Source organism: Streptomyces sp. NRRL B-24484 (assembly GCF_000717715.1).
Taxonomy (GTDB): domain Bacteria; phylum Actinomycetota; class Actinomycetes; order Streptomycetales; family Streptomycetaceae; genus Kitasatospora.
Window position 1 is genome coordinate 168,682 of record NZ_JOAI01000002.1, and the last position, 20,249, is coordinate 188,930.

Annotated in this window: 30 protein-coding genes; 2 read left to right on the forward strand and 28 right to left on the reverse strand. The window is 68.9% G+C overall.

The features are described 5' to 3' along the window. Positions 1 to 66 precede the first annotated feature (66 nt). Positions 67 to 1,059 (forward strand): type I pantothenate kinase, encoded by a 993-nt coding sequence (gene coaA / locus IE98_RS0102790; RefSeq protein ID WP_030263424.1) that lies wholly within the window; start codon positions 67 to 69, stop codon positions 1,057 to 1,059. Between the two features lie 49 nt (positions 1,060 to 1,108). Here the strand turns inward: coaA and glmM are convergent, their stop codons facing one another. From glmM to IE98_RS0102810, 4 genes are all read right to left on the reverse strand, one after another. Then, a complete protein-coding gene (gene glmM / locus IE98_RS0102795; RefSeq protein WP_030263425.1) occupies positions 1,109 to 2,476 on the reverse strand; it encodes a phosphoglucosamine mutase in 1,368 nt (455 codons plus the stop codon). A gap of 159 nt (positions 2,477 to 2,635) precedes the next feature. After that, positions 2,636 to 3,139 (reverse strand): 30S ribosomal protein S9, encoded by a 504-nt coding sequence (rpsI, locus tag IE98_RS0102800; protein ID WP_030263428.1) that lies wholly within the window; start codon positions 3,137 to 3,139, stop codon positions 2,636 to 2,638. 48 nt (positions 3,140 to 3,187) lie between these two features. After that, entirely contained in the window at positions 3,188 to 3,631 is a 444-nt protein-coding gene (gene rplM, locus IE98_RS0102805) for a 50S ribosomal protein L13 (protein WP_030263432.1), read from the reverse strand. A 209-nt stretch (positions 3,632 to 3,840) separates the two neighbouring features. Then, on the reverse strand, positions 3,841 to 5,499 hold the full coding sequence (locus IE98_RS0102810; protein ID WP_030263434.1) for an ABC-F family ATP-binding cassette domain-containing protein: 1,659 nt from the start codon (positions 5,497 to 5,499) through the stop codon (positions 3,841 to 3,843). A 106-nt stretch (positions 5,500 to 5,605) separates the two neighbouring features. Here IE98_RS0102810 and IE98_RS0102815 point away from each other — a divergent pair, with 106 nt between their 5' ends. Continuing rightward, the gene (locus tag IE98_RS0102815; protein WP_052390048.1) at positions 5,606 to 6,601 is read left to right on the forward strand and encodes a hypothetical protein; all 996 of its coding nucleotides are present in this window, start codon (positions 5,606 to 5,608) and stop codon (positions 6,599 to 6,601) included. Positions 6,602 to 6,623: 22 nt separating this feature from the next. Here IE98_RS0102815 and truA read toward each other — a convergent pair whose 3' ends face one another. The 24 genes from truA to rplP all read right to left on the reverse strand — a co-directional run bounded on the left by truA (position 6,624) and on the right by rplP (position 20,247). Next, positions 6,624 to 7,523 (reverse strand): tRNA pseudouridine(38-40) synthase TruA, encoded by a 900-nt coding sequence (truA, locus tag IE98_RS0102820; RefSeq protein WP_052390049.1) that lies wholly within the window; start codon positions 7,521 to 7,523, stop codon positions 6,624 to 6,626. A 92-nt stretch (positions 7,524 to 7,615) separates the two neighbouring features. Then, positions 7,616 to 8,101 carry a 50S ribosomal protein L17 gene (gene rplQ / locus IE98_RS0102825; protein ID WP_030263442.1) on the reverse strand — a complete coding sequence of 162 codons (486 nt, stop codon included), beginning with the start codon at positions 8,099 to 8,101 and terminating at the stop codon, positions 7,616 to 7,618. Positions 8,102 to 8,227: 126 nt separating this feature from the next. Beyond that, on the reverse strand, positions 8,228 to 9,250 hold the full coding sequence (locus IE98_RS0102830) for a DNA-directed RNA polymerase subunit alpha (RefSeq protein ID WP_030263446.1): 1,023 nt from the start codon (positions 9,248 to 9,250) through the stop codon (positions 8,228 to 8,230). 144 nt (positions 9,251 to 9,394) lie between these two features. After that, positions 9,395 to 9,802, reverse strand: coding sequence for a 30S ribosomal protein S11 (rpsK, locus tag IE98_RS0102835; protein WP_014136257.1), 408 nt, complete (start codon positions 9,800 to 9,802; stop codon positions 9,395 to 9,397). Between the two features lie 72 nt (positions 9,803 to 9,874). Then, positions 9,875 to 10,255, reverse strand: coding sequence for a 30S ribosomal protein S13 (gene rpsM, locus IE98_RS0102840; protein ID WP_030263448.1), 381 nt, complete (start codon positions 10,253 to 10,255; stop codon positions 9,875 to 9,877). Positions 10,256 to 10,431: 176 nt separating this feature from the next. Next, on the reverse strand, positions 10,432 to 10,545 hold the full coding sequence (gene rpmJ, locus IE98_RS0102845) for a 50S ribosomal protein L36 (protein WP_003956441.1): 114 nt from the start codon (positions 10,543 to 10,545) through the stop codon (positions 10,432 to 10,434). Positions 10,546 to 10,581: 36 nt separating this feature from the next. Beyond that, positions 10,582 to 10,803 carry a translation initiation factor IF-1 gene (gene infA / locus IE98_RS0102850; protein WP_003956442.1) on the reverse strand — a complete coding sequence of 74 codons (222 nt, stop codon included), beginning with the start codon at positions 10,801 to 10,803 and terminating at the stop codon, positions 10,582 to 10,584. Positions 10,804 to 11,047: 244 nt separating this feature from the next. After that, on the reverse strand, positions 11,048 to 11,476 hold the full coding sequence (gene mscL, locus IE98_RS0102855) for a large conductance mechanosensitive channel protein MscL (protein ID WP_030263450.1): 429 nt from the start codon (positions 11,474 to 11,476) through the stop codon (positions 11,048 to 11,050). 97 nt (positions 11,477 to 11,573) lie between these two features. After that, the gene (map, locus tag IE98_RS0102860) at positions 11,574 to 12,410 is read right to left on the reverse strand and encodes a type I methionyl aminopeptidase (RefSeq protein WP_030263452.1); all 837 of its coding nucleotides are present in this window, start codon (positions 12,408 to 12,410) and stop codon (positions 11,574 to 11,576) included. Between the two features lie 127 nt (positions 12,411 to 12,537). Continuing rightward, positions 12,538 to 13,197, reverse strand: a complete 660-nt coding sequence (locus IE98_RS0102865; RefSeq protein WP_030263454.1) for an adenylate kinase — start codon at positions 13,195 to 13,197, stop codon at positions 12,538 to 12,540. Next, complete coding sequence (gene secY, locus IE98_RS0102870) at positions 13,197 to 14,507, reverse strand: preprotein translocase subunit SecY (RefSeq protein ID WP_030263457.1); 1,311 nt, start codon at positions 14,505 to 14,507, stop codon at positions 13,197 to 13,199. The genes IE98_RS0102865 and secY overlap by 1 nt, the downstream gene beginning before the upstream one ends. Positions 14,508 to 14,834: 327 nt before the next feature. Further along, on the reverse strand, positions 14,835 to 15,287 hold the full coding sequence (gene rplO, locus IE98_RS0102875; RefSeq protein ID WP_030263460.1) for a 50S ribosomal protein L15: 453 nt from the start codon (positions 15,285 to 15,287) through the stop codon (positions 14,835 to 14,837). A gap of 1 nt (position 15,288) precedes the next feature. Beyond that, the gene (rpmD, locus tag IE98_RS0102880) at positions 15,289 to 15,471 is read right to left on the reverse strand and encodes a 50S ribosomal protein L30 (protein WP_014136270.1); all 183 of its coding nucleotides are present in this window, start codon (positions 15,469 to 15,471) and stop codon (positions 15,289 to 15,291) included. After that, positions 15,471 to 16,091 carry a 30S ribosomal protein S5 gene (rpsE, locus tag IE98_RS0102885; protein ID WP_030263463.1) on the reverse strand — a complete coding sequence of 207 codons (621 nt, stop codon included), beginning with the start codon at positions 16,089 to 16,091 and terminating at the stop codon, positions 15,471 to 15,473. Before rpsE ends, rpmD begins: the two co-directional genes overlap by 1 nt. A gap of 48 nt (positions 16,092 to 16,139) precedes the next feature. Next, on the reverse strand, positions 16,140 to 16,523 hold the full coding sequence (rplR, locus tag IE98_RS0102890; RefSeq protein WP_030263465.1) for a 50S ribosomal protein L18: 384 nt from the start codon (positions 16,521 to 16,523) through the stop codon (positions 16,140 to 16,142). A gap of 3 nt (positions 16,524 to 16,526) precedes the next feature. Further along, on the reverse strand, positions 16,527 to 17,066 hold the full coding sequence (gene rplF, locus IE98_RS0102895; protein ID WP_030263472.1) for a 50S ribosomal protein L6: 540 nt from the start codon (positions 17,064 to 17,066) through the stop codon (positions 16,527 to 16,529). Between the two features lie 22 nt (positions 17,067 to 17,088). After that, positions 17,089 to 17,496, reverse strand: a complete 408-nt coding sequence (gene rpsH, locus IE98_RS0102900) for a 30S ribosomal protein S8 (RefSeq protein ID WP_030263474.1) — start codon at positions 17,494 to 17,496, stop codon at positions 17,089 to 17,091. A gap of 263 nt (positions 17,497 to 17,759) precedes the next feature. Then, entirely contained in the window at positions 17,760 to 17,945 is a 186-nt protein-coding gene (locus tag IE98_RS0102905) for a type Z 30S ribosomal protein S14 (RefSeq protein WP_030263476.1), read from the reverse strand. 3 nt (positions 17,946 to 17,948) lie between these two features. Further along, positions 17,949 to 18,518 (reverse strand): 50S ribosomal protein L5, encoded by a 570-nt coding sequence (gene rplE, locus IE98_RS0102910; protein ID WP_030263480.1) that lies wholly within the window; start codon positions 18,516 to 18,518, stop codon positions 17,949 to 17,951. Then, positions 18,518 to 18,829 (reverse strand): 50S ribosomal protein L24, encoded by a 312-nt coding sequence (gene rplX / locus IE98_RS0102915; RefSeq protein ID WP_030263484.1) that lies wholly within the window; start codon positions 18,827 to 18,829, stop codon positions 18,518 to 18,520. The genes rplE and rplX overlap by 1 nt, the downstream gene beginning before the upstream one ends. A 16-nt stretch (positions 18,830 to 18,845) precedes the next feature. Then, complete coding sequence (rplN, locus tag IE98_RS0102920) at positions 18,846 to 19,217, reverse strand: 50S ribosomal protein L14 (protein ID WP_030263487.1); 372 nt, start codon at positions 19,215 to 19,217, stop codon at positions 18,846 to 18,848. A 114-nt stretch (positions 19,218 to 19,331) separates the two neighbouring features. Then, a complete protein-coding gene (gene rpsQ, locus IE98_RS0102925) occupies positions 19,332 to 19,604 on the reverse strand; it encodes a 30S ribosomal protein S17 (protein ID WP_014136278.1) in 273 nt (90 codons plus the stop codon). After that, the gene (rpmC, locus tag IE98_RS0102930; protein WP_030263491.1) at positions 19,604 to 19,828 is read right to left on the reverse strand and encodes a 50S ribosomal protein L29; all 225 of its coding nucleotides are present in this window, start codon (positions 19,826 to 19,828) and stop codon (positions 19,604 to 19,606) included. The genes rpsQ and rpmC overlap by 1 nt, the downstream gene beginning before the upstream one ends. After that, positions 19,828 to 20,247 (reverse strand): 50S ribosomal protein L16, encoded by a 420-nt coding sequence (gene rplP / locus IE98_RS0102935; protein WP_030232476.1) that lies wholly within the window; start codon positions 20,245 to 20,247, stop codon positions 19,828 to 19,830. Before rplP ends, rpmC begins: the two co-directional genes overlap by 1 nt. Positions 20,248 to 20,249: the final 2 nt, after the last annotated feature.

Here is a 20,249-nt window from a genome sequence, read left to right on the forward strand (position 1 = left end):
GTCACGCCTTGCGGACACCGCGCGTGACCGATGCCACAGCATCCCGCCGCCCCGGAACGGACCACAATGGGGGATGTGCTGACCGAACTCTGTACGAGGGGCGCCGCCCAGGCGCCCACCCCCTCCCCGTACGTGGATCTGGACCGGGCCGAGTGGAGCGCGCTGCGCGAGCGCACCCCGATGCCCCTGACCGCCGACGAGGTCGAGCGGCTGCGCGGCCTGGGCACCGCACTGGACCTGGACGAGGTCAGGGACGTCTACCTGCCGCTGTCCCGGCTCCTGAACCTCTACATCCACGCGACGCACGAGCTCCGCGGCACCCTGGGCACCTTCCTGGACACCCCGGACACCGAGCGCACCCGGACCCCGTTCATCATCGGCGTGGCCGGCTCGGTCGCGGTCGGCAAGTCGACGACCGCCCGGCTGCTGCAGGCCCTGCTGGCCCGCTGGCCCGAGCACCCCCGGGTCGAACTGGTCACCACCGACGGCTTCCTGCTGCCCAACGCGGAGCTGCGCCGGCGCGGCCTGATGGCCCGCAAGGGCTTCCCCGAGTCGTACGACCGGCGGGCGCTGATGCGGTTCGTCGCCGACGTGAAGGCCGGCAAGGAGCGGGTCACCGCCCCGGTCTACTCGCACCTGGTGTACGACATCGTGCCGGACGAGCGGCTGACGGTGGAACGCCCGGACATCCTCATCGTCGAGGGCCTGAACGTCCTCCAGCCCGCCCTGCCCGGCACCGACGGCCGCACCCGGCTGGCCGTCGCCGACTACTTCGACTTCTCGATCTACGTCGACGCGCGCACCGACGACATCGAGCGCTGGTACCTGGACCGGTTCCGCAAGCTCCGCGAGACGGCCTTCCAGGACCCGAACTCCTACTTCCGCCGCTTCACCGAGGTGCCGGAGGAGGAGGCGATGGACTACGGCCGACAGGTCTGGCGCACCATCAACAAGCCGAACCTGCTGGAGAACGTGCTGCCCACCCGCGGCCGGGCCACCCTGATCCTGCAGAAGGGCCAGGACCACAAGGTGCGCCGCGCCCGGCTCCGCAAGCTCTGACGGCCGTTCCTGACGGAGCGCCGGCCCCTCGTGGTTCCGCCGGGCCGTGTCAGCCCAGGTGGGTCTTCACCACGTCGGCGAGGCGCTCGGCGACGGCCTTCGCCTGCGCCTCGTCCGCGGCCTCGACCATGACCCGGACGAGCGGCTCGGTGCCGGACGGCCGCAGCAGCACCCGGCCGGTGCTGCCCAGTTCGGCCTCGGCCCCGGCGACGGCGGCGGTCAGCTCGGCGCAGGTGTCGACCCGGCCCTTGTCGACGCCCTTGACGTTGATCAGGACCTGCGGCAGCCGGGTCATCACGGTGGCGAGGTCGGCCAGCGGCTGCTTGGTGGCGGCGAGCCGCGCGCCCAGCATCAGGCCGGTGAGGGTGCCGTCGCCGGTGGTGGCGTGGTCGAGCAGGATGACGTGGCCGGACTGCTCGCCGCCGAGGGCGAAGCCGTGCTGCTTCATCGCCTCCAGCACGTAGCGGTCGCCGACCGCGGTCTCCACCAGGTCGATGCCCTCGCGCTCCATGGCCAGCTTGAAGCCCAGGTTGGACATCACGGTGGCGACCGCGGTGTTGCGGCGCAGCGTGCCGGCCTCCTTCATGGCGACGGCCAGGATCGCGATGATCTGGTCGCCGTCGACCTCGTTGCCGTCCGCGTCGGCGGCCAGGCAGCGGTCGGCGTCGCCGTCGAGGGCGATGCCGAGGTCGGCGCGGTGCTCCTTCATGGCGACGCGGAGCTTGTCGAGGTGGGTCGAGCCGACGCCGTCGTTGATGTTGAGACCGTCGGGCTCGGCGCCCAGGGTGTAGACGACCTCGGCGCCGGCCCGGGCGAAGGCCTCGGGGGCCACGCGGGCGGCGGCGCCGTGGGCGCCGTCGATCACCACGCGGACGCCGTCGAGCCGGTTCGGGAGGACGGCGACGAGGTGGGCGACGTACTTGTCGAAGCCCTCGGTGTAACGGCGGACGCGGCCGACGGCGGCGCCGGTGGGGCGCTTCCAGTCCTCGCTGCCGCCGACGCCGTAGCGGCGGTAGTGCTCCTCGATGGCGTCCTCGATGGCGTCGTCCAGCTTGTGGCCGCCGCGGGCGAGGAACTTGATGCCGTTGTCGGGCATGGCGTTGTGGCTGGCGGACAGCATGACGCCGAAGTCCGCGCCGAGGGAGCCGGTGAGGTAGGCCACCGCCGGGGTGGGCAGCACGCCGACCCGCAGCACGTCCACGCCGGCGCTGGCCAGGCCCGCGATGACGGCGGCCTCCAGGAACTCTCCGGAGGCCCGCGGGTCGCGGCCGACCACGGCCACCGGCCGGTGCCCCTCGAAGGCGCCGGCGTCACCGAGCACGTGCGCCGCAGCGACCGACAGGCCGAGAGCCAGTTCGGCGGTCAGGCCCTCGTTGGCCACACCGCGCACACCGTCCGTACCGAAGAGTCGTCCCACTGTTCCCGTCCTTTTCGCCCTGCTCGTTGTCTCTTCACCCTCCCGCCGTCCGCACCGGGCGGGAGAGCACGACGCCCCGGAGTACACGAGGTACTCCGGGGCGTACGGGTTGCACCGGGGGTGCGCACCACCGGAGCGGCACGCACCCCCGGGGTGCAATTAGCGCTTGCTGTACTGCGGCGCCTTGCGGGCCTTCTTGAGACCGGCCTTCTTGCGCTCGACGGCGCGGGCGTCACGGGTCAGGAAGCCGGCCTTCTTGAGGGCGCCGCGGTTGTTGTCCACGTCCGCCTCGTTGAGGGCGCGGGCCACGCCGAGGCGCAGCGCGTAGGCCTGACCGGAGACACCGCCACCCGCGATGCGGGCCACGACGTCGTAGCGGCCGTCGAGCTCGAGGAGCTTGAACGGCTCGTTGACGGTCTGCTGGTGCACCTTGTTGGGGAAGTAGTTCTCCAGGGTGCGACCGTTGATCTTCCACTGGCCGGTGCCCGGGACGATGCGCACGCGGGCGATCGCCTCCTTGCGGCGGCCGAGGCCGGCGCCGGGGGTGGCCTCGCCGAAGCGGCCGGCCAGCGACTCGGTGGTGTACTCGGTCTCCGAGGTGTACTCCTCGACGTTCTCGTCGAAGTCGACCTCGAGGGTGTTCTCGATGGCAGTCTCGGCCACGGTGTTCCTCAGCTCTCGCTACTCAGTGATGGGGTCTGGCGGCCGGAATTACTGCGCGACCTGGGTGATCTCGAACGGCACCGGCTGCTGGGCAGCGTGCGGGTGCTGGTCGCCCGAGTAGACCTTGAGCTTCGAGAGCATCTGACGGCCGAGGCTGTTCTTCGGGATCATGCCCTTGATGGCCTTCTCGACGGCCTTCTCCGGGTTCTTGTCCAGGAGGTCGTCGTAGCGCACCGAGCGGAGACCGCCCGGGAAGCCGCTGTGGCGGTACGCCATCTTCTGGGTCTTCTTGTTGCCCGACAGGTGCACCTTGTCGGCGTTGATGATGATGACGAAGTCACCAGTGTCAACGTGCGGCGCGTAGATCGCCTTGTGCTTGCCCCGCAGGAGGTTGGCGGCCTGGGAGGCCAGGCGGCCGAGCACGACGTCGGTCGCGTCGATGACGTGCCACTGACGCTGGACGTCGCCGGGCTTGGGGCTGTACGTACGCACGGTCGTAGCCTTCGCTTTTCAGTGAGTGGGTCCTGACAGGAGCACCGGACGAAGAGACCAGCCCGACCCACCTTGGACGCAATTCAAGGGGAGCCGCTGATCATCAGCCAGATGTCTCCGGCGTACCGACCTCTCACGTGAGATAGAGCGAGCCAATACGCACAACAAGTGGCCAGCTTACCGGGCGCCCCGCGGGGGGTCAAAACGCCTCAGCGGTCACGCACCACACGGGTCTCGTCCCAGACCGGCTCCGGCGACTCGTACACCCGGCCGTCCGAGCCGAACACCAGGAAGCGGTCGAAGGTGCGGGCGAACCAGCGGTCGTGGGTGACGCACAGCACGGTGCCGTCGAACGCCTCCAGGCCCTGCTGCAGCGCCTCGGCGCTCTCCAGGTCCAGGTTGTCGGTCGGCTCGTCGAGCAGCAGCGCCGTCACACCGGACAGCTCCAGCTTGAGGATCATCAGCCGGGCCTGCTGCCCGCCGGAGAGCGACTCGAACCTCTGCTCCTCCTGGCGGTCGAGCTCGTACCGGCGCAGCGCGGACATCGCGGCACCGCGGCCGAGGGCGTGCTCCTCCTCCAGGATGGTGCGGATCGTCCGGCCGAACAGCTCCGGGTGGGCGTGGGTCTGGCGGAAGTGGCCGGGCACCACGCGGGCGCCGAGCTTCCAGCTGCCCTCGTGCTTCACCGTGGCGTCGCCCGCCAGCATCCGCAGGAAGTGCGACTTGCCGGAGCCGTTGGAGCCGAGCACCCCGACCCGCTCGCCGTAGAAGACCTCCAGGTCGAAGGGCTTCATCAGGCCGCTGAGCTCCAGGCCCTCCATGGTGAAGGCGCGCACGCCGGTGCGGCCGCCCTTGAGGCGCATGCTGATCGACTGCTCGCGCGGCGGCGCCTCCGGCGGGCCGGCGTCCTCGAACTTCTTGAGCCGGGTCTGCGCGGCGGCGTACCGGGAGGCCATCTCGTGGCTGACCGCGGCGGCCTGGCGGAGGGTGACGACGAGCTTCTTGAGCTTGGCGTGCTCCTCGTCCCAGCGGCGGCGGAGCTCCTCGAAGCGCTCGAAGCGGGCCTGGCGGGCGTCGTGGAAGGAGTCGAAGCCGCCGCCGTGCACCCAGACGCTGCTGCCGGCCGCGCCGGACTCGACGCTGATGATCTTCTCGGCGGTGCGGGAGAGCAGCTCGCGGTCGTGCGAGATGAAGAGCACGGTCTTGCCGGTGGCCTTGATCGCCTCCTCCAGCCAGCGCTTGCCGGGCACGTCGAGGTAGTTGTCCGGCTCGTCGAGGAGCAGGACCTCCTCGGGGCCGCGCAGCAGCGCCTCCAGCACGAGCCGCTTCTGCTCGCCGCCGGAGAGGGTGTTCAGGCCGCGGAACTGGGCGCGGTCGAAGGGCATGCCGAGGGCCGCGGTGGTGCAGACGTCCCAGACGGTCTCGTAGTCGTAGCCGTCGGCGTCGGCCCAGTCGGCGAGCGCCTGGGCGTAGCGCATCTGGGTCTTCTCGTCGTCCTGGGCGAGCATGGCGAACTCGGCGGCGTCGACGGCACGGGCGGCGGTGGCGATCCGCTCGGGGGCCACGGAGACCAGCAGGTCGCGGACGGACGCGTCGGCGGCCAGCGCGCCGGGGGTCTCGCGCTGGTCCTCGCGGCCGGTGGTGCCGACGAACTGGCGCATCACGCCGAGGCCGCCGCTGACCGTGACGGTGCCGCCGTGCGGCTGGACGTCGCCGGCGATCATGCGCAGCAGGGTGGTCTTGCCGGCGCCGTTGGCCCCGACCAGGGCGACCGCGGCGCCCTCCCCGACCCGGAAGGACGCGTCGGCGAACAGCACCCGCCCGTCCGGCAGGTAGTACTCAAGGTGCGAAATCTCGACGTGTCCCATGGGTCGGATTGTGCTGCACGCCGAGGCCGGGGCCAAAACCCTTTTCGGCCCCGAACCGGGCCCTCGCCCGTTGCGCCGCACGGCCCATGCCCTAGTCTTCGCGCACATGAACGATGGCTCGGAGACCACACCCGAATCCGGCGGACAGCAGCAGCCGCAGAACCCTGCTGCGCCTCCCTCCCAGGGCGCGGTACCCGATGCCGCGTTCCCCCCGCACCTCGCCCGGCAACCCGCCTACGGCTACCCGCCGCCGCAGGACCCGGGCCAGCCCGGCTTCTCGTACGGCTACCCGCAGGGCGTGGGCGGCTACGGCTACCCGAACGCCGCCGGCCCTGCCGAACCGGACTGGCAGCAGATGGCCGACCGGAACGAGCAGGCCCAGCGCAAGCGCAAGCGGCTGTTCGTGATCGGCGGGAGCGTGCTCGCCGCCGCCGCCGTGGCCGCCGCGGTGACGACCGCGGTGCTGATGTCCGGCAACGACGCCGGCACCGGGTCGTCCGACCAGGCCTCGCCGTCGGCCTCCGCGTCCGACGCCTCGCCGTCGGCGAGCCTGGCGCCGCCGACCACCCCGCTGGAACTGCTCAGCGACGCACGGCTGGACAAGTCCCCGGTCACGGTGAACGTGCTGTACCCGGCGCCCACGCTGTCCGTCCAGGGCCGCCTGTACACGCTGCTCGGGACGGAGCTGGACAAGGGCTGCAAGGTGGCGCCGGTCAACGGCCTGGAGCAGACCGTGTCGGCGCTCGGCTGCTACAACGTCTACCGGGCGACGTACGTCAACGACAGCCACGTGCAGATCACCGTGGGCATCGCGACCTTCGCCAGCGCCGCGCGCGCCACCAAGGCCAAGTCCGGCACCAAGGGCAACGTCGCGCCGCTGGTGAAGGACCGGGCGAAGGACTTCTGCAAGTCGGGTGTGAAGTGCGCCACCACCCAGTCGTCGCTGGGCCGGTACGCCTACTACACGATCGCGGGGCCGGACGACGGCTCGGCGGTGGCGGCCGGCGACAAGGTCGCCATCCAGGCCGCCCGGGACATCTCCGGCTCGGTCTACGAGACCCTGCTGGAGCGCGGGCGTACCGGAATGGCCAAGTTCAACTGAGCCGGCCGGCGGCCCTGCCCGGTCAGTCCTGGCCGGGCAGGGTGCGCATCCGGCGGGCGAGCCGGTTGCGCTCGGCGAGGTCGGCGTCGGCGGGGTAGCCGACCTCCTCCAGGGTCAGGCCGTACGGGCGGACGACGTTGACGGCGGAGTTGCGGACCCGGCCGGCGAGCACCTGGCCGGGGAAGTCCACCGGCCGGTGGCCGTCGCCGACCAGCAGCATCGCGCCGACCAGCGAGCGGACCATGTTGTGGCAGAAGGCGTCGGCGCGCACGGTCGCGACGGCGAGGCTGCCCTCCTGGGCGGCGTAGGTGTCGATCGGCACCCGCTCCCAGTGGAGTTCGAGCAGGGTGCGGATGGTGGTGGCGCCCTCGCGCTTCTTGCAGTACGCGGCGAAGTCGTGCTCGCCGAGCAGCAGCCGGGCGGCCTCGTTCATTCTCTCGACGTCGAGCGGGCGGTCGTGCCACAGGACGTGGCCGCGCAGCAGCGGGTCGACGCCGCCGGGGTGGTCGGCGACCCGGTAGGCGTAGCGGCGCCAGATCGCCGCGAAGCGGGCGTCGAAGCCGTGCGGGGCCTCGGACACCCGGTAGACCCGGACGTCGGCCGGGAGGCGGCCGGCGAGGCGGCGGAGCAGCTTCTCGCCGTGCTCGGCCCACAGCTGCTCGGGGAGGTCGACGTGGGCGACCTGGCCGCGGGCGTGCACGCCGGCGTCGGTGCGGCCGGCCACGGTCAGCGGGAAGCCGATGGCGCTGCGGGTGACGATCTGCAGGGCGTTCTCGATCTCCTCCTGGACGGTGCGGCGGCCGCGCTGACGGGCCCAGCCGGAGAAGTCCGCGCCCTGGTAGGCGAGGTCGAGCCGGATCCGGCGGAAGCCCTCGGCCGGGCCGTCCTTGACGGGGGGCTGCTCGGCACAGTCGTTGGCCACGTTGTTCTCCTGGGAGGGCTGCCTGCGGGAAGTGCTCGGGCCCGCCCTCCCCACGGATGGGGAGGGCGGGCCCGAGTGACACCTTGGGGGCGTCAGGCCTCGGTGGTCTCCGCGGCCTCGGCCTCGTCGGCCTTGGTCTCCTCGACCTTGGCCTCCTCGGCCTCCTTGACCGCGCGCTTGGCAGCGGCCTCGGCCTCGGCGACGGTGGCCTTGGTGGCGATCTCGCCCTCGACCAGCTCGATCACGGCCATCGGGGCGTTGTCGCCGCGACGGGTGCCGATCTTGGTGATGCGGGTGTAACCGCCGGGGCGGTTCTCGAAGCGCGGCGCGATCTCGGTGAAGAGGGTGTGCAGCACCGAGATGTCGGTGATGGTCTTGCGCACCAGGCGACGGTTGTGGATGTCGCCCTTCTTCGCCTTGGTGATCAGCTTCTCCGCCAGCGGGCGCAGGCGGCGGGCCTTGGCCTCGGTGGTGGTGATGCGGCCGTACTGGAACAGCTCACGGGCCAGACCGGCGAGCAGCAGGGGCTCGTGGTGCGGGCCGCCGCCGAGGCGGGCACCCTTGGTGGGACGCGGCATGGAATGACTCCTCGTATCTCCGACTGCGGCCGTACCAGGTACCGCAGCGGGCGCACGGGCACTGTGCCCGTACGACTTGCACGGTGGCGGGGGCGGCCCGCGAAGGGCCGCCCCCGTCCCGAATTCTTAGTACTGCTCGGTCTCCGCGTAGCCCTGGTCGTCCAGGTCGTCGGCGCCGAAGGCGTCGGCGGCGGCGGTCGGGTCGAACCCGGGCGGGCTGTCCTTGAGGGCCAGGCCCATGCCGGCCAGCTTCGCCTTGACCTCGTCGATCGACTTCGCACCGAAGTTGCGGATGTCGAGCAGGTCGGCCTCCGAGCGGGCGACGAGCTCACCCACGGTGTGGATGCCCTCGCGCTTGAGGCAGTTGTAGGAGCGGACGGTGAGCTCCAGCTCCTCGATCGGCAGCGCCAGGTCGGCGGCCAGGGCGGCGTCCGTCGGGGACGGGCCCATGTCGATGCCCTCGGCGTCGATGTTCAGCTCGCGGGCGAGGCCGAACAGCTCCACCAGGGTCTTGCCGGCCGAGGCCATGGCGTCGCGGGGACGCATGGCGGGCTTGGTCTCGACGTCGACGATGAGCTTGTCGAAGTCGGTCCGCTGCTCGACACGGGTGGCCTCGACCTTGTAGGTGACCTTCAGCACGGGGCTGTAGATCGAGTCGACCGGGATGCGGCCGATCTCCTGGCCGGAGGCCTTGTTCTGGACGGCGGAGACGTAGCCGCGACCGCGCTCGACGGTCAGCTCCATCTCCAGCTTGCCCTTGCCGTTGAGCGTGGCGAGGACGAGCTCGGGGTTGTGCACCTCGACACCCGCCGGCGGGGCGATGTCGGCGGCGGTGACCACACCCGGGCCCTGCTTGCGCAGGTACATCACGACCGGCTCGTCGTGCTCCGAGGAGACGACCAGCTGCTTGATGTTGAGGATGAGGTCGGTCACGTCCTCCTTGACGCCCGGCACGGTGGTGAACTCGTGCAGGACGCCGTCGATCCGGATGCTGGTGACAGCGGCACCGGGGATCGAGGAGAGGAGGGTGCGGCGGAGCGAGTTGCCGAGGGTGTAGCCGAAGCCCGGCTCCAGCGGCTCGATCACGAACCGCGAGCGGAATTCGTCGACGACCTCTTCGGTCAGCGAGGGACGCTGAGCGATCAGCATGAGAGGTGTTCCTCCAGTTGTCTTCGGCACCCACTATTTGATGCCGATGGACTCAAGCGTACGGCCTCCCGCACCAGGCGGGAGGCCGACGCACGTACTACTGCGGACCCGTGCGGGGCCGCCGGGGCGCGTGAGCGCGCAGCGTCAGACGCGGCGGCGCTTCGGCGGACGGCAGCCGTTGTGCGGGGTGGGGGTGACGTCCTGGATCGAGCCGACCTCGAGGCCGGTGGCCTGGAGGGAGCGGATCGCGGTCTCACGGCCGGAGCCCGGACCCTTGACGAAGACGTCGACCTTGCGCATGCCGTGCTCCTGCGCACGACGCGCGGCGGCCTCGGCGGCCATCTGCGCGGCGAACGGGGTGGACTTGCGCGAGCCCTTGAAGCCGACGTGGCCGGCAGAGGCCCAGGAGATCACGTTGCCCGAGGGGTCGGTGATCGAAACGATGGTGTTGTTGAACGTGCTCTTGATGTGGGCGTGCCCGTGAGCGACGTTCTTCTTCTCCTTGCGGCGGATCTTCTTCGCGCCGGCAGCCTGACGACCCTTGGGGGGCATAAGTCTGTTCTCCTGATGAGGTGGTCGGTCCGCTAACCCGCGGGCCGGAGGGATGTCCGGTTACGGGACGGACTACTTCTTGCCCGGCTTCTTCTTGCCAGCAATCGCGCGACGCGGGCCCTTGCGGGTACGCGCGTTGGTGTGGGTGCGCTGGCCGCGGACGGGCAGACCGCGACGGTGGCGCAGGCCCTCGTAGCAGCCGATCTCGACCTTGCGGCGGATGTCGGCGGCGACCTCACGGCGGAGGTCACCCTCCACCTTGTAGTTGGCGTCGATGTACTCGCGCAGCTTGATGAGGTCTTCCTCGGAGATGTCGCGAACCCGGACGTCGGGGCTCACACCGGTCTCGGCGAGGGTCTGCTGGGCGCGGGTGCGGCCGATGCCGTACACGTACGTGAGGGCGATCTCGATCCGCTTCTCGCGGGGGAGATCAACGCCGGCGAGGCGTGCCATTCATGGCTCCTGTGGTTCTTCAGAGGTCTTGCGTGCCGCCTACTCCGTCGCCTCTCGGCGAGGGAGCCCCGGCCTCTGACCGGGGGTGGCAGTCCGTCCCTCGAAGGGTCGGATCGGGCAGCCCGCGTATGACGTTGTGCGCGTCGCGCGAAGTACTACGAGAAATGCTGGAGAGATCAGCCCTGGCGCTGCTTGTGGCGCAGGTTGTCGCAGATCACCATGACCCGGCCGTGGCGGCGGATCACCTTGCACTTGTCGCAGATCTTCTTGACGCTCGGCTTGACCTTCATGCTTCAGGTTCTCCGGGTCTAGATCTGACGGTTTGCTTACTTGTAGCGGTAGACGATCCGACCACGCGTCAGGTCGTAGGGGCTCAGCTCCACCACGACCCGGTCGTCCGGGAGGATACGGATGTAGTGCATCCGCATCTTGCCGCTGATGTGCGCGAGGACCTTGTGACCGTTCTGCAGCTCGACCTTGAACATGGCGTTCGGAAGAGACTCGATCACGGTGCCCTCGATCTCAATGGCGCCTTGCTTCTTTGCCATGAACTGCGAGATCCACCTTCCGGGGCCGGCTACCGCATGCGGCACGCTCGTGCGAGCCTGGGTCCACCCCAACCCTGCTGGCATGCCCTTGCGGGCCGCAGGTCGGGAAGAGGGCGTGCCGAAGCACGCTACGAGTGAGCCGACGCATCAGTCTACGACAGGCTCCAAGCGGACGCCAAAACGGCCCGGCCGGTCACCCTCCGTGCTGCCGCCCTCGGACCGCCGTCCTCAGGCGCTGCCGCCCTCAGTACTGCGCGGGCACCGGGACGACCGGCTGGACGACCGCCGTGCAGGCGGCGCAGCGGCGGGCGGCCTCGGGGATGTCGGTCAGGCACTCGGGGCAGGGGCGCTTCGGGGTCTTCGGCTTCTTCGGCATGTAGCGGGCGGTGGCCTTGGTCACCGGCAGCACGACGCAGAAGTACAGCACGGCGGCGGTCAGCACGAAGGCGATCAGGACGTTGAGGAACTGCCCGTACGGGAAGGTCACCCCGCCGACCGTCGCCTTGTAGCTGGCGAAGTCGCCCGCGGCACCGACCACCACGCCCACCAGCGGGGTGAGGAACGCCGTGACGAAGCCGGTCACGACGGCGGTGAACGCCGCACCGATGACCACACCGACGGCCATGTCGACGACGTTCCCGCGCATCATGAAGTCACGGAAGCCCTTGAGCACTGTTCCCTCTTCTCCTCGTACGACTGTCAGCAGACAAAAATAGGGCGAAGGACCCGGAGGGCGAAACCTCCGGGTCCTTCGCTCCTGTGCGTGCGGGTCAGGCCAGCGGGTCCGGGGCCGCGGTGACGCCGAGCTTCGCCAGCTCCGCCCGGCCGCCGTCGAAGGCGGTGAGCACCAGCGGGCCCTGCTCGGTGACGGCCACCGAGTGCTCCCAGTGCGAGGCCCAGCTCTTGTCGGTGGTGACGACCGTCCAGTCGTCCTCCAGCACGGCGGAGTGCGGGGTGCCGAGGGTCACCATCGGCTCGATCGCCAGCACGGTGCCCGGGATCAGCTTCGGGCCCTTGCCGCGGCCGGCCACGTAGTTCAGCACGTGCGGCTCCATGTGCATCGCGGTGCCGATGCCGTGGCCGCCGTAGCCCTCGACGATGCCCCACTTGCCCTTGGGGGGCAGCGGCTGGCGGCGGATGAAGGACTCGATCGCGCGGGAGACGTCGACCAGCCGGTTGCCCTTCTTCATCTGGGCGATGCCGGCCCACATCGAGCCCTCGGTGACCCGGCTCAGCTGGAGGTGCTCCGCCGCGGTCTCCCCGACCGCGACGGTGATCGCCGCGTCGCCGTGCCAGCCGTCGAGGATGGCGCCGCAGTCGATGGAGATCAGGTCGCCCTCCTGCAGCACCCGCTCCCCCGGGATGCCGTGGACGATCTCGTCGTTGACCGAGGCGCAGATCACACCGGGGAACCAGAGGCCGCCGTGGTGGGCGCGGAAGTTGGACGTCGCGCCGTGGTCGGTGATGACCTTGTCCGCGATGTCGTTCAGCTCCTGGGTGGTGATGCCCGGGGCGACCGCCTCCCGGCAGGCCTTGAGCGCCTCGGCGACGACCAGCCCGGCCGCCCGCATCTTCGCGATCTGCTCGGGGGTCTTGATCTCCACCATCTGGTCACGCCTTCCACTGTCGGACGCCGCCCGGTCCTTGCCGGGCGGCCGTGCACTCGTTACCACCGTACGACGCCGCAACGGCCGGGAGGCCCCGTGAAGGGGCTCCCGGCCGTTGCGGGCCGTCTCAGGCGGACTTCTTCTGCTCCAGAGCGCCGATCGCGCGCTCGGTCACCTCGCCCACCTTGCCGAGGGCGGAGATGGTGACCAGGAGGCCCTGGTCGGCGTAGTAGCCGATGATCGGCTCCGTCTTGGAGTGGTACTCCTCCAGGCGGACCCGCACGGCCTCCTCGGTGTCGTCCGAGCGCTGGTACAGCTCGCCGCCGCACTCGTCGCAGGCGTCGTCGGACTTCGGGGGGTTGTACACCACGTGGAATACGTGGCTGCCGTCGTTGCGGCACAGCCGGCGGCCGGCGATGCGCTTGACGACCTCGTCCTCGGGGACCTCCAGGTCGAGCACGCCGTCGAGCACGATGCCCTGCTCGGCGAGGATCTCGTCCAGGGCCTTGGCCTGGCCCAGGTTCCGCGGGAAGCCGTCGAGCAGGAAGCCGTTGGCGGCGTCCGGCTGCAGCATCCGGTCCTTGGCCATGCCGATGGTGACCTCGTCCGGCACCAGACGGCCCGCGTCCATGTACGCCTTGGCCTCGAGCCCCAGCGGGGTGCCCTGGCTGATGTTGGCGCGGAACAGGTCGCCAGTGGAGATGTGCGGGATGGACAGGGTCTTGGCGAGCACGTGCGCCTGAGTACCCTTCCCGGCCCCGGGAGGTCCGACGAGGACGATACGCATCAGCGGAGGAACCCTTCGTAATTGCGCTGCTGGAGCTGGCTCTCGATCTGCTTCACAGTTTCGAGTCCGACGCCGACGACGATGAGCACACTGGTGCCGCCGAACGGGAAGTTCTGGTTCGCGTTGAAGGCAACCAGGGCGATCATCGGGATCAGCGCGATAAGGCCCAGGTAGAACGATCCCGGCCACGTGATGCGGGTGAGCACGTAGTTCAGGTACTCGGCCGTCGGTCGGCCCGCCCGGATGCCCGGGATGAACCCACCATACTTCTTCATGTTGTCCGCAACTTCTTCGGGGTTGAAGGAGATGGCCACGTAGAAGAACGCGAAGAAGACAATCAGGACGAAGTAGGTCGCCATGTAGATCGGGTGGTCGCCCTTGACGAAGTGGCCACTGATCCAGTTCGCCCATCCGGCCTTGCTGTTGGTGAGCTGCACCACCAGCGCCGGGATGTAGAGCAGCGACGAGGCGAAGATCACGGGGATCACGCCCGCCTGGTTGACCTTCAGCGGGATGTAGGTCGACGTGCCGCCGAAGGCGCGGCGGCCGATCATGCGCTTGGCGTACTGCACCGGGATCCGGCGCTGGGCCTGCTCGACGAAGATGACCAGGCAGACGACCACGATGCCGATCGCGATGACGCTGAAGAACTCGACCCAGCCGCCGCCGATCTTGCCGGACTGCTTGATCGCCCACATCGAGCCGGGGAAGCCGGCCGCGATGGAGGTGAAGATCAGGATCGACATGCCGTTGCCGATGCCGCGGTCGGTGATGAGCTCACCGAGCCACATGATCACCGTGGTGCCGGCGGTCATGGTGATGACCATCACGGCCACCCGGAAGACGCTGGTGTCCGGCACGACCTGGTTCGCCACCGAGCAGCCGGAGAACAGCGCACCGCTGGAGGCCGTCGCGACGATGCCGGTGCCCTGGAGCACGGCGAGCGCGATGGTCAGGTAGCGGGTGTACTGCGTGATCTTCGCCGTACCGGCCTGGCCCTCCTTCTTCAGCGCCTCGAGCCGCGGGATCACGACGGTGAGGAGCTGGAGGATGATGCTGGCCGTGATGTACGGCATGATGCCGAGCGCGAAGATCGTCAGCTGCAGCAGCGCATTGCCGCTGAACAGGTTCACCAGGCCGAAAATGCCACTGGACGAGGTGTCCTTGATGCACTGGTTGACGGCGACGAAGTTGACGCCCGGGATCGGGACGTGTGCGCCCAGCCGGAACAGCACCATGATGCCCAGCGTGAACAGCAGCTTCTTGCGCAGGTCGGGCGTCTGGAACGCCCGCGCGAACGCACTGAGCACGGTGCCTCCTGCGCCTCCCGCGCGTCGAGGGCGGGAGGGTCGGTCCTGATGGGGGGGTGTGGGGCTCTTGTCGGCTGCCGGACGACTGCACAGGCACGCCTGACCCGCAGCCTACAAGGGAACCCAACGGACTCTAACAGTGTGCGGCAACGGTGGAGAAGCGAGTCCCGGCGCCGGTACCGGCCGACCGGCCGGGATGCCCGGTTTTGGCCGGTGTTGAGCACACGTCAGATCCGCGCCGACCCGGCGGGTCGGCGGACGAACGGCGGAAAAAGCAGTGGGCCCGCACCTCCCGAGAGAGGTACGGGCCCACTTAAGTCAACGAGTTCAGAGGAGCTCGGTGACGGAGCCGCCGGCGGCGGCGATCTTCTCGGCGGCCGAGCCGGAGACGGCGTCGACCGTCACCTGCAGCGCGACCGAGACCTCGCCCTGGCCGAGGACCTTGACGAGCTCGTTCTTGCGAACGGCACCCTTGGCGACCAGGTCGGCCACGGTGACCTCGCCACCCTGCGGGTAGAGCTCGGCCAGCTTGTCCAGGTTCACGACCTGGAACTGCTTGTGGGCCGGGTTCTTGAAGCCCTTCAGCTTCGGCAGGCGCATGTGGAGGGGCATCTGGCCACCCTCGAAGCGCTGCGGAACCTGGTAACGGGCCTTGGTGCCCTTGGTACCACGACCGGCGGTCTTGCCCTTGGAACCCTCACCGCGACCCACACGGGTCTTCTCGGTCTTGGCGCCGGGGGCGGGCCGCAGGTTGTGGATCTTGATCGGCGAGTCGCCCATGTCAGTCCACCTCCTCGACCGTGACGAGGTGACGAACGGTGTGGACCATGCCGCGGATCTCCGGGCGGTCCTCCTTCACCACGGTGTCGTTCAGCCGCTTGAGGCCGAGCGAGCGCAGGGTGTCACGGTGGTTCTGCTTGCTACCGATGTAGGACTTGGTCTGCGTGACCTTCAGGCGAGCCATCAGGCGCTCACCCCAGCCGCGCGGGCCCGCAGCAGAGCGGCGGGAGCCACGTCCTCCAGCGGCAGGCCACGACGGGCGGCGATCTCCTCGGGGCGCACGAGGCCCTTCAGAGCGACCACGGTGGCGTGCACGATGTTGATCGCGTTGTCCGAGCCGAGCGACTTCGACAGGATGTCGTGAACGCCGGCGCACTCGAGGACGGCACGCACCGGGCCACCGGCGATGACGCCGGTACCGGGGGACGCCGGCTTCAGCAGCACGACGCCGGCGGCCTTCTCGCCCTGGATGGGGTGCGGGATGGTGCCCTGGATACGGGGGACCTTGAAGAAGTTCTTCTTGGCCTCCTCAACACCCTTGGCGATGGCGGCCGGAACCTCCTTCGCCTTGCCGTAACCGACACCCACGGTGCCGTCACCGTCGCCCACCACGACCAGCGCGGTGAAGCTGAAGCGACGACCACCCTTGACAACCTTGGCGACACGGTTGATCGCGACGACGCGCTCGACGTAAGCGGTCTTCTCGACGGCGGGGGCGTTGCCCCGGTCGTCACGCTTACGGTCACGCCGCTCGCCGCCGGTGCCGCCGCCGGCGCCGCTACCGCGGCGCTGGGGTCCAGCCATTGGAATTACCTCTCTCGTTTACGTCCGTCGACAGAGTCGACGAGCGGCTTAGAAGTCGAGCCCGGCCTCGCGGGCCGCGTCCGCCAGGGCGGCGATGCGGCCGGCGTACCGGTTGCCCGCACGGTCGAAGACGACCGTCTCGACGCCGGCGGCCTTGGCGCGCTCGGCGACCAGGCTTCCGACCTTCTTGGCCAGCTCGGTCTTGTCGCCCTCGGTGCCGCGGATGGACACGTCGAGGGTGGACGCCGACGCCAGGGTGTGACCCTTGGCGTCGTCGATGACCTGGGCGACCATGTGGCGGTTCGAGCGGGTCACGACGAGGCGCGGACGCACCTCGGTGCCGGTGACGCGCTTGCGAACGCGGATGGCGCGGCGCTTGCGGGCGGCGTTCTTGTAGGCGTTGCCCTTGCCGATCTTGACAGAGACGCTCATCGCTTACTTACCACTCTTTCCGACCTTGCGGCGGATGACCTCGCCCGCGTACTTGACGCCCTTGGCCTTGTACGGGTCGGGCTTGCGCAGCTTGCGGATCTTGGCAGCGACCTCGCCGACCTTCTGCTTGTCAGTGCCGTCCACGTGGAACTTGGTGGGCGACTCGACCACGAAGGAGATGCCCTCCGGGGCCTCGACCAGGATCGGGTGGCTGTAGCCGAGCGAGAACTCCATGGCGGAGCCCTTCGCGGCGACTCGGTAACCAACACCGCTGATCTCCAGCGACTTGCGGTAGCCCGCGGTCACGCCGGTGATCATGTTCGCCACCAGCGTCCGCGACAGGCCGTGGAGGGCCTTCGACTGACGCTCGTCGTTCGGGCGGGAGACGACCAGAGTGCCGTCCTCGCCCTTGCTGATCTCGATCGGCGCGGCGACGACGTGGGTGAGGGAGCCCTTGGGGCCCTTCACCGAGACCGCCTGGCCATCGATGGTGACGTCCACGCCGGCGGGAACCGGGATGGGCAGCCGTCCAATACGCGACATTGCTGTACCTCCGTTTCCCGAATTACCAGACGTAGGCGAGAACTTCTCCGCCTACGCCCTTCTTGGCGGCCTGCTTGTCGGTGAGGAGACCGGAAGACGTGGAGATGATCGCCACGCCCAGGCCGCCGAGCACCTTCGGCAGGTTGGTGGACTTTGCGTAAACGCGCAGACCCGGCTTGCTGATGCGCTTGATGCCGGCGATGGAGCGCTCACGGTTGGGGCCGAACTTGAGCTCGATGGTCAGCTTCTTGCCGACCTCGCCCTCGGTCGGGTCCTCAACCTTGTAGGAGGAGATGTAACCCTCCTGCTGCAGGATCTCGGCGACGTGCGCCTTGATCTTGCTCGACGGCATCACGACGGAGTCGTGGTACGCCGAGTTCGCGTTGCGCAGACGAGTGAGCATGTCTGCGATCGGGTCGGTCATGGTCATGGTGGCCTCAGGCCTCTCCCGCCGTGGTTTCTCCGCACCAGGTCCCCCTCCGCGCACTCCGGGGAGTGCGAAAGGGGCACAAGCGCAGGGGACCTGCGACGTAGTAAGACATGGGTGCGAGCCCTCACAAGAGAGCCGCGGGCACCTGTGGAGATGCCGCGGCAGGGGCCCGACCCCACCACCTTACGGGAATCCTCGCGGAAGCCCAAAAGGCGGTGGAGTCGGGCACGCTGCTTCGCAGTGGTGTGCCTAGGGCGCCTGGACTACCAGGAGCTCTTGGTCACGCCCGGCAGCTCGCCGCGGTGCGCCATCTCACGGAGGCAGACACGGCACAGGCCGAACTTGCGGTACACCGAGTGCGGACGACCGCAGCGCTGGCACCGGGTGTACGCCCGGACACCGAACTTCGGCTTACGCTCGGCCTTTGCGATAAGGGCCTTCTTCGCCATGGCTCACGCCTCCTTGAACGGGAAGCCCAGAGCGCGCAGGAGCGCCCGGCCCTCATCGTCGGTCTGAGCGGTGGTCACGACGGTGATGTCCATACCGCGCTGACGGTCGACCTTGTCCTGGTCGATCTCGTGGAACATGACCTGCTCGGTGAGACCGAAGGTGTAGTTGCCACGGCCGTCGAACTGCTTGGGGGAGAGGCCGCGGAAGTCGCGGATGCGCGGCAGCGCCAGCGACACCAGACGGTCCACGAACTCCCACATGCGGTCACCACGGAGGGTGACGTGGGCGCCGATCGGCTGGCCCTCGCGCAGCTTGAACTGCGCGATCGACTTACGGGCCTTGGTCACGGCCGGCTTCTGACCGGTGATCGCGGTCAGGTCCTTGATCGCGCCCTCGATCAGCTTGCTGTCACGGGCGGCCTCGCCGACACCCATGTTGACCACGACCTTGACCAGGCCGGGGATCAGCATGACGTTCTCGTACGAGAACTGCTCCTGCAGCTGGCCCTTGACCTCGGAGTTGTAACGCTCCTTGAGGCGGGGGGCCACCTTCTCAACAGTCGTCTCAGACATCAGATGTCCTCACCGGTCCGCTTGGCAACGCGGATCTTGTTGCCCTGGTCGTCGAAGCGGTAACCGACCCGGGTGACGACCTTCTTGCCGTCCTTCTCCACGACCAGCTGGACGTTGGAGACGTGCACCGGCGCCTCGACGGTCACGATGCCGCCCTGGGTGCCGGGGCCCGGCTTGGTGTGCTTCTTGACCCGGTTGACACCCTCGACGAGGACCTTGTTCTCGGCGGGCATGGCCTGGATGACCTTGCCCTGCTTGCCCTTGTCCTTGCCCGTGATGACCTGGACCAGGTCACCCTTCTTGATCTTCATGCTGTTCGCCATGAGATTAGAGCACCTCCGGCGCCAGCGAGATGATCTTCATGAACTTCTTGTCGCGCAGCTCGCGGCCCACGGGGCCGAAGATGCGGGTACCACGGGGGTCACCGTCGGTGTTCTTCAGAACGACGGCGGCGTTCTCGTCGAACCGGATGTAGGAACCGTCCGGACGACGGCGCTCCTTCACGGTGCGGACGATGACGCACTTGACGACGTCACCCTTCTTCACCGAACCGCCGGGGATCGCGTCCTTGACGGTGGCGACGATGACGTCCCCGATACCGGCGTAGCGGCGACCGGAGCCACCGAGAACGCGGATGCAGAGAATCTCCTTGGCACCCGTGTTGTCGGCGACGCGCAGTCGCGACTCCTGCTGGATCACAGCTTTCTCCTGATCGTCAACGAGAGTCGACGGGCCGGCCGCTGCTCACACCGGCAGCTCCCGCAGGGGCCTGCGAGAACCCGGTGCACATACGGCCGTACCTCATCGGCTTCGTTACTTGGCCTTCTCGAGGATCTCGACGACGCGCCAGCGCTTCGTCGCGGACAGCGGCCGGGTCTCCATGAGGAGGACACGGTCGCCGACACCGCACGCGTTCTGCTCGTCGTGCGCCTTCAGCTTGTTCGTACGGCGGATGACCTTGCCGTACAGCGCGTGCTTGACGCGGTCCTCGACGGCGACGACGACGGTCTTGTCCATCTTGTCGCTGACGACGAGACCCTCACGGGTCTTGCGGAAACCGCGCGTCTCGTTGGTGTTCTCAGTCATCAGGCGTTCTCCACCGTCTCGATGCCCAGCTCGCGCTCGCGCATCAGGGTGTAGATCCGCGCGATGTCCTTACGGACCAGCTTCAGCCGGCCGTGGTTGTCGAGCTGCCCGGTCGCCGCCTGGAAGCGGAGGTTGAACAGCTCCTCCTTGGCCTCACGCAGCTTGGCAACGAGGCCCTCGTTGTCCAGCTGACGAAGCTCAGCAGCCTTGGTAGCGGCCGACATCAGCTCTCACCGTCCTCGCGCCGGACGATCCGGCACTTCATCGGCAGCTTGTGCGCGGCGCGGGTGAGCGCCTCGCGAGCAACCTTCTCGTTCGGGTACGACAGCTCGAACATGACCCGACCCGGGTGCACGTTCGCGATCCACCACTCCGGCGAACCCTTACCGGAACCCATGCGGGTCTCGGCCGGCTTCTTGGTGAGCGGGCGGTCCGGGTAGATGTTGATCCAGACCTTGCCGCCACGGCGGATGTGACGGGTGATCGCGATACGAGCGGACTCGATCTGACGGTTCGTCACGTAGGCCGGGGTCACGGCCTGGATGCCGAACTGGCCGAACGCCAGCTCGGTGCCGCCCTTCGCAGCACCCCGACGCTTGGGGTGGTGCTGCTTGCGGTGCTTGACCCTACGAGGGATCAGCATGG

What these genes read in the sequence shown, in the direction of transcription:
- rplR (WP_030263465.1), bottom strand. Translation starts at nt 16,523, where the DNA reads ATGAGCGTCTCTGTCAAGATCGGCAAGGGCAACGCCTACAAGAACGCC.
- rpsH (WP_030263474.1), bottom strand. Translation starts at nt 17,496, where the DNA reads ATGACCATGACCGACCCGATCGCAGACATGCTCACTCGTCTGCGCAAC.
- IE98_RS0102830 (WP_030263446.1), bottom strand. Translation starts at nt 9,250, where the DNA reads ATGCTGATCGCTCAGCGTCCCTCGCTGACCGAAGAGGTCGTCGACGAA.
- rpsM (WP_030263448.1), bottom strand. Translation starts at nt 10,255, where the DNA reads ATGGCACGCCTCGCCGGCGTTGATCTCCCCCGCGAGAAGCGGATCGAG.
- infA (WP_003956442.1), bottom strand. Translation starts at nt 10,803, where the DNA reads ATGGCAAAGAAGCAAGGCGCCATTGAGATCGAGGGCACCGTGATCGAG.
- rpmC (WP_030263491.1), bottom strand. Translation starts at nt 19,828, where the DNA reads ATGTCGGCCGCTACCAAGGCTGCTGAGCTTCGTCAGCTGGACAACGAG.
- rpsE (WP_030263463.1), bottom strand. Translation starts at nt 16,091, where the DNA reads ATGGCTGGACCCCAGCGCCGCGGTAGCGGCGCCGGCGGCGGCACCGGC.
- IE98_RS0102865 (WP_030263454.1), bottom strand. Translation starts at nt 13,197, where the DNA reads ATGCGTATCGTCCTCGTCGGACCTCCCGGGGCCGGGAAGGGTACTCAG.
- IE98_RS0102815 (WP_052390048.1), top strand. Translation starts at nt 5,606, where the DNA reads ATGAACGATGGCTCGGAGACCACACCCGAATCCGGCGGACAGCAGCAG.
- rplO (WP_030263460.1), bottom strand. Translation starts at nt 15,287, where the DNA reads ATGGGCGACTCGCCGATCAAGATCCACAACCTGCGGCCCGCCCCCGGC.
- rplE (WP_030263480.1), bottom strand. Translation starts at nt 18,518, where the DNA reads ATGTCTGAGACGACTGTTGAGAAGGTGGCCCCCCGCCTCAAGGAGCGT.
- coaA (WP_030263424.1), top strand. Translation starts at nt 67, where the DNA reads ATGGGGGATGTGCTGACCGAACTCTGTACGAGGGGCGCCGCCCAGGCG.
- rplF (WP_030263472.1), bottom strand. Translation starts at nt 17,066, where the DNA reads ATGTCGCGTATTGGACGGCTGCCCATCCCGGTTCCCGCCGGCGTGGAC.
- rplQ (WP_030263442.1), bottom strand. Translation starts at nt 8,101, where the DNA reads ATGCCGCGTCCCACCAAGGGTGCCCGCCTCGGCGGCGGCCCGCACCAC.
- IE98_RS0102810 (WP_030263434.1), bottom strand. Translation starts at nt 5,499, where the DNA reads ATGGGACACGTCGAGATTTCGCACCTTGAGTACTACCTGCCGGACGGG.
- rpsK (WP_014136257.1), bottom strand. Translation starts at nt 9,802, where the DNA reads ATGCCCCCCAAGGGTCGTCAGGCTGCCGGCGCGAAGAAGATCCGCCGC.
- IE98_RS0102905 (WP_030263476.1), bottom strand. Translation starts at nt 17,945, where the DNA reads ATGGCGAAGAAGGCCCTTATCGCAAAGGCCGAGCGTAAGCCGAAGTTC.
- rpmD (WP_014136270.1), bottom strand. Translation starts at nt 15,471, where the DNA reads ATGGCTCGCCTGAAGGTCACGCAGACCAAGTCCTACATCGGTAGCAAG.
- map (WP_030263452.1), bottom strand. Translation starts at nt 12,410, where the DNA reads ATGGTGGAGATCAAGACCCCCGAGCAGATCGCGAAGATGCGGGCGGCC.
- rpmJ (WP_003956441.1), bottom strand. Translation starts at nt 10,545, where the DNA reads ATGAAGGTCAAGCCGAGCGTCAAGAAGATCTGCGACAAGTGCAAGGTG.
- rplX (WP_030263484.1), bottom strand. Translation starts at nt 18,829, where the DNA reads ATGAAGATCAAGAAGGGTGACCTGGTCCAGGTCATCACGGGCAAGGAC.
- rplP (WP_030232476.1), bottom strand. Translation starts at nt 20,247, where the DNA reads ATGCTGATCCCTCGTAGGGTCAAGCACCGCAAGCAGCACCACCCCAAG.
- rpsQ (WP_014136278.1), bottom strand. Translation starts at nt 19,604, where the DNA reads ATGACTGAGAACACCAACGAGACGCGCGGTTTCCGCAAGACCCGTGAG.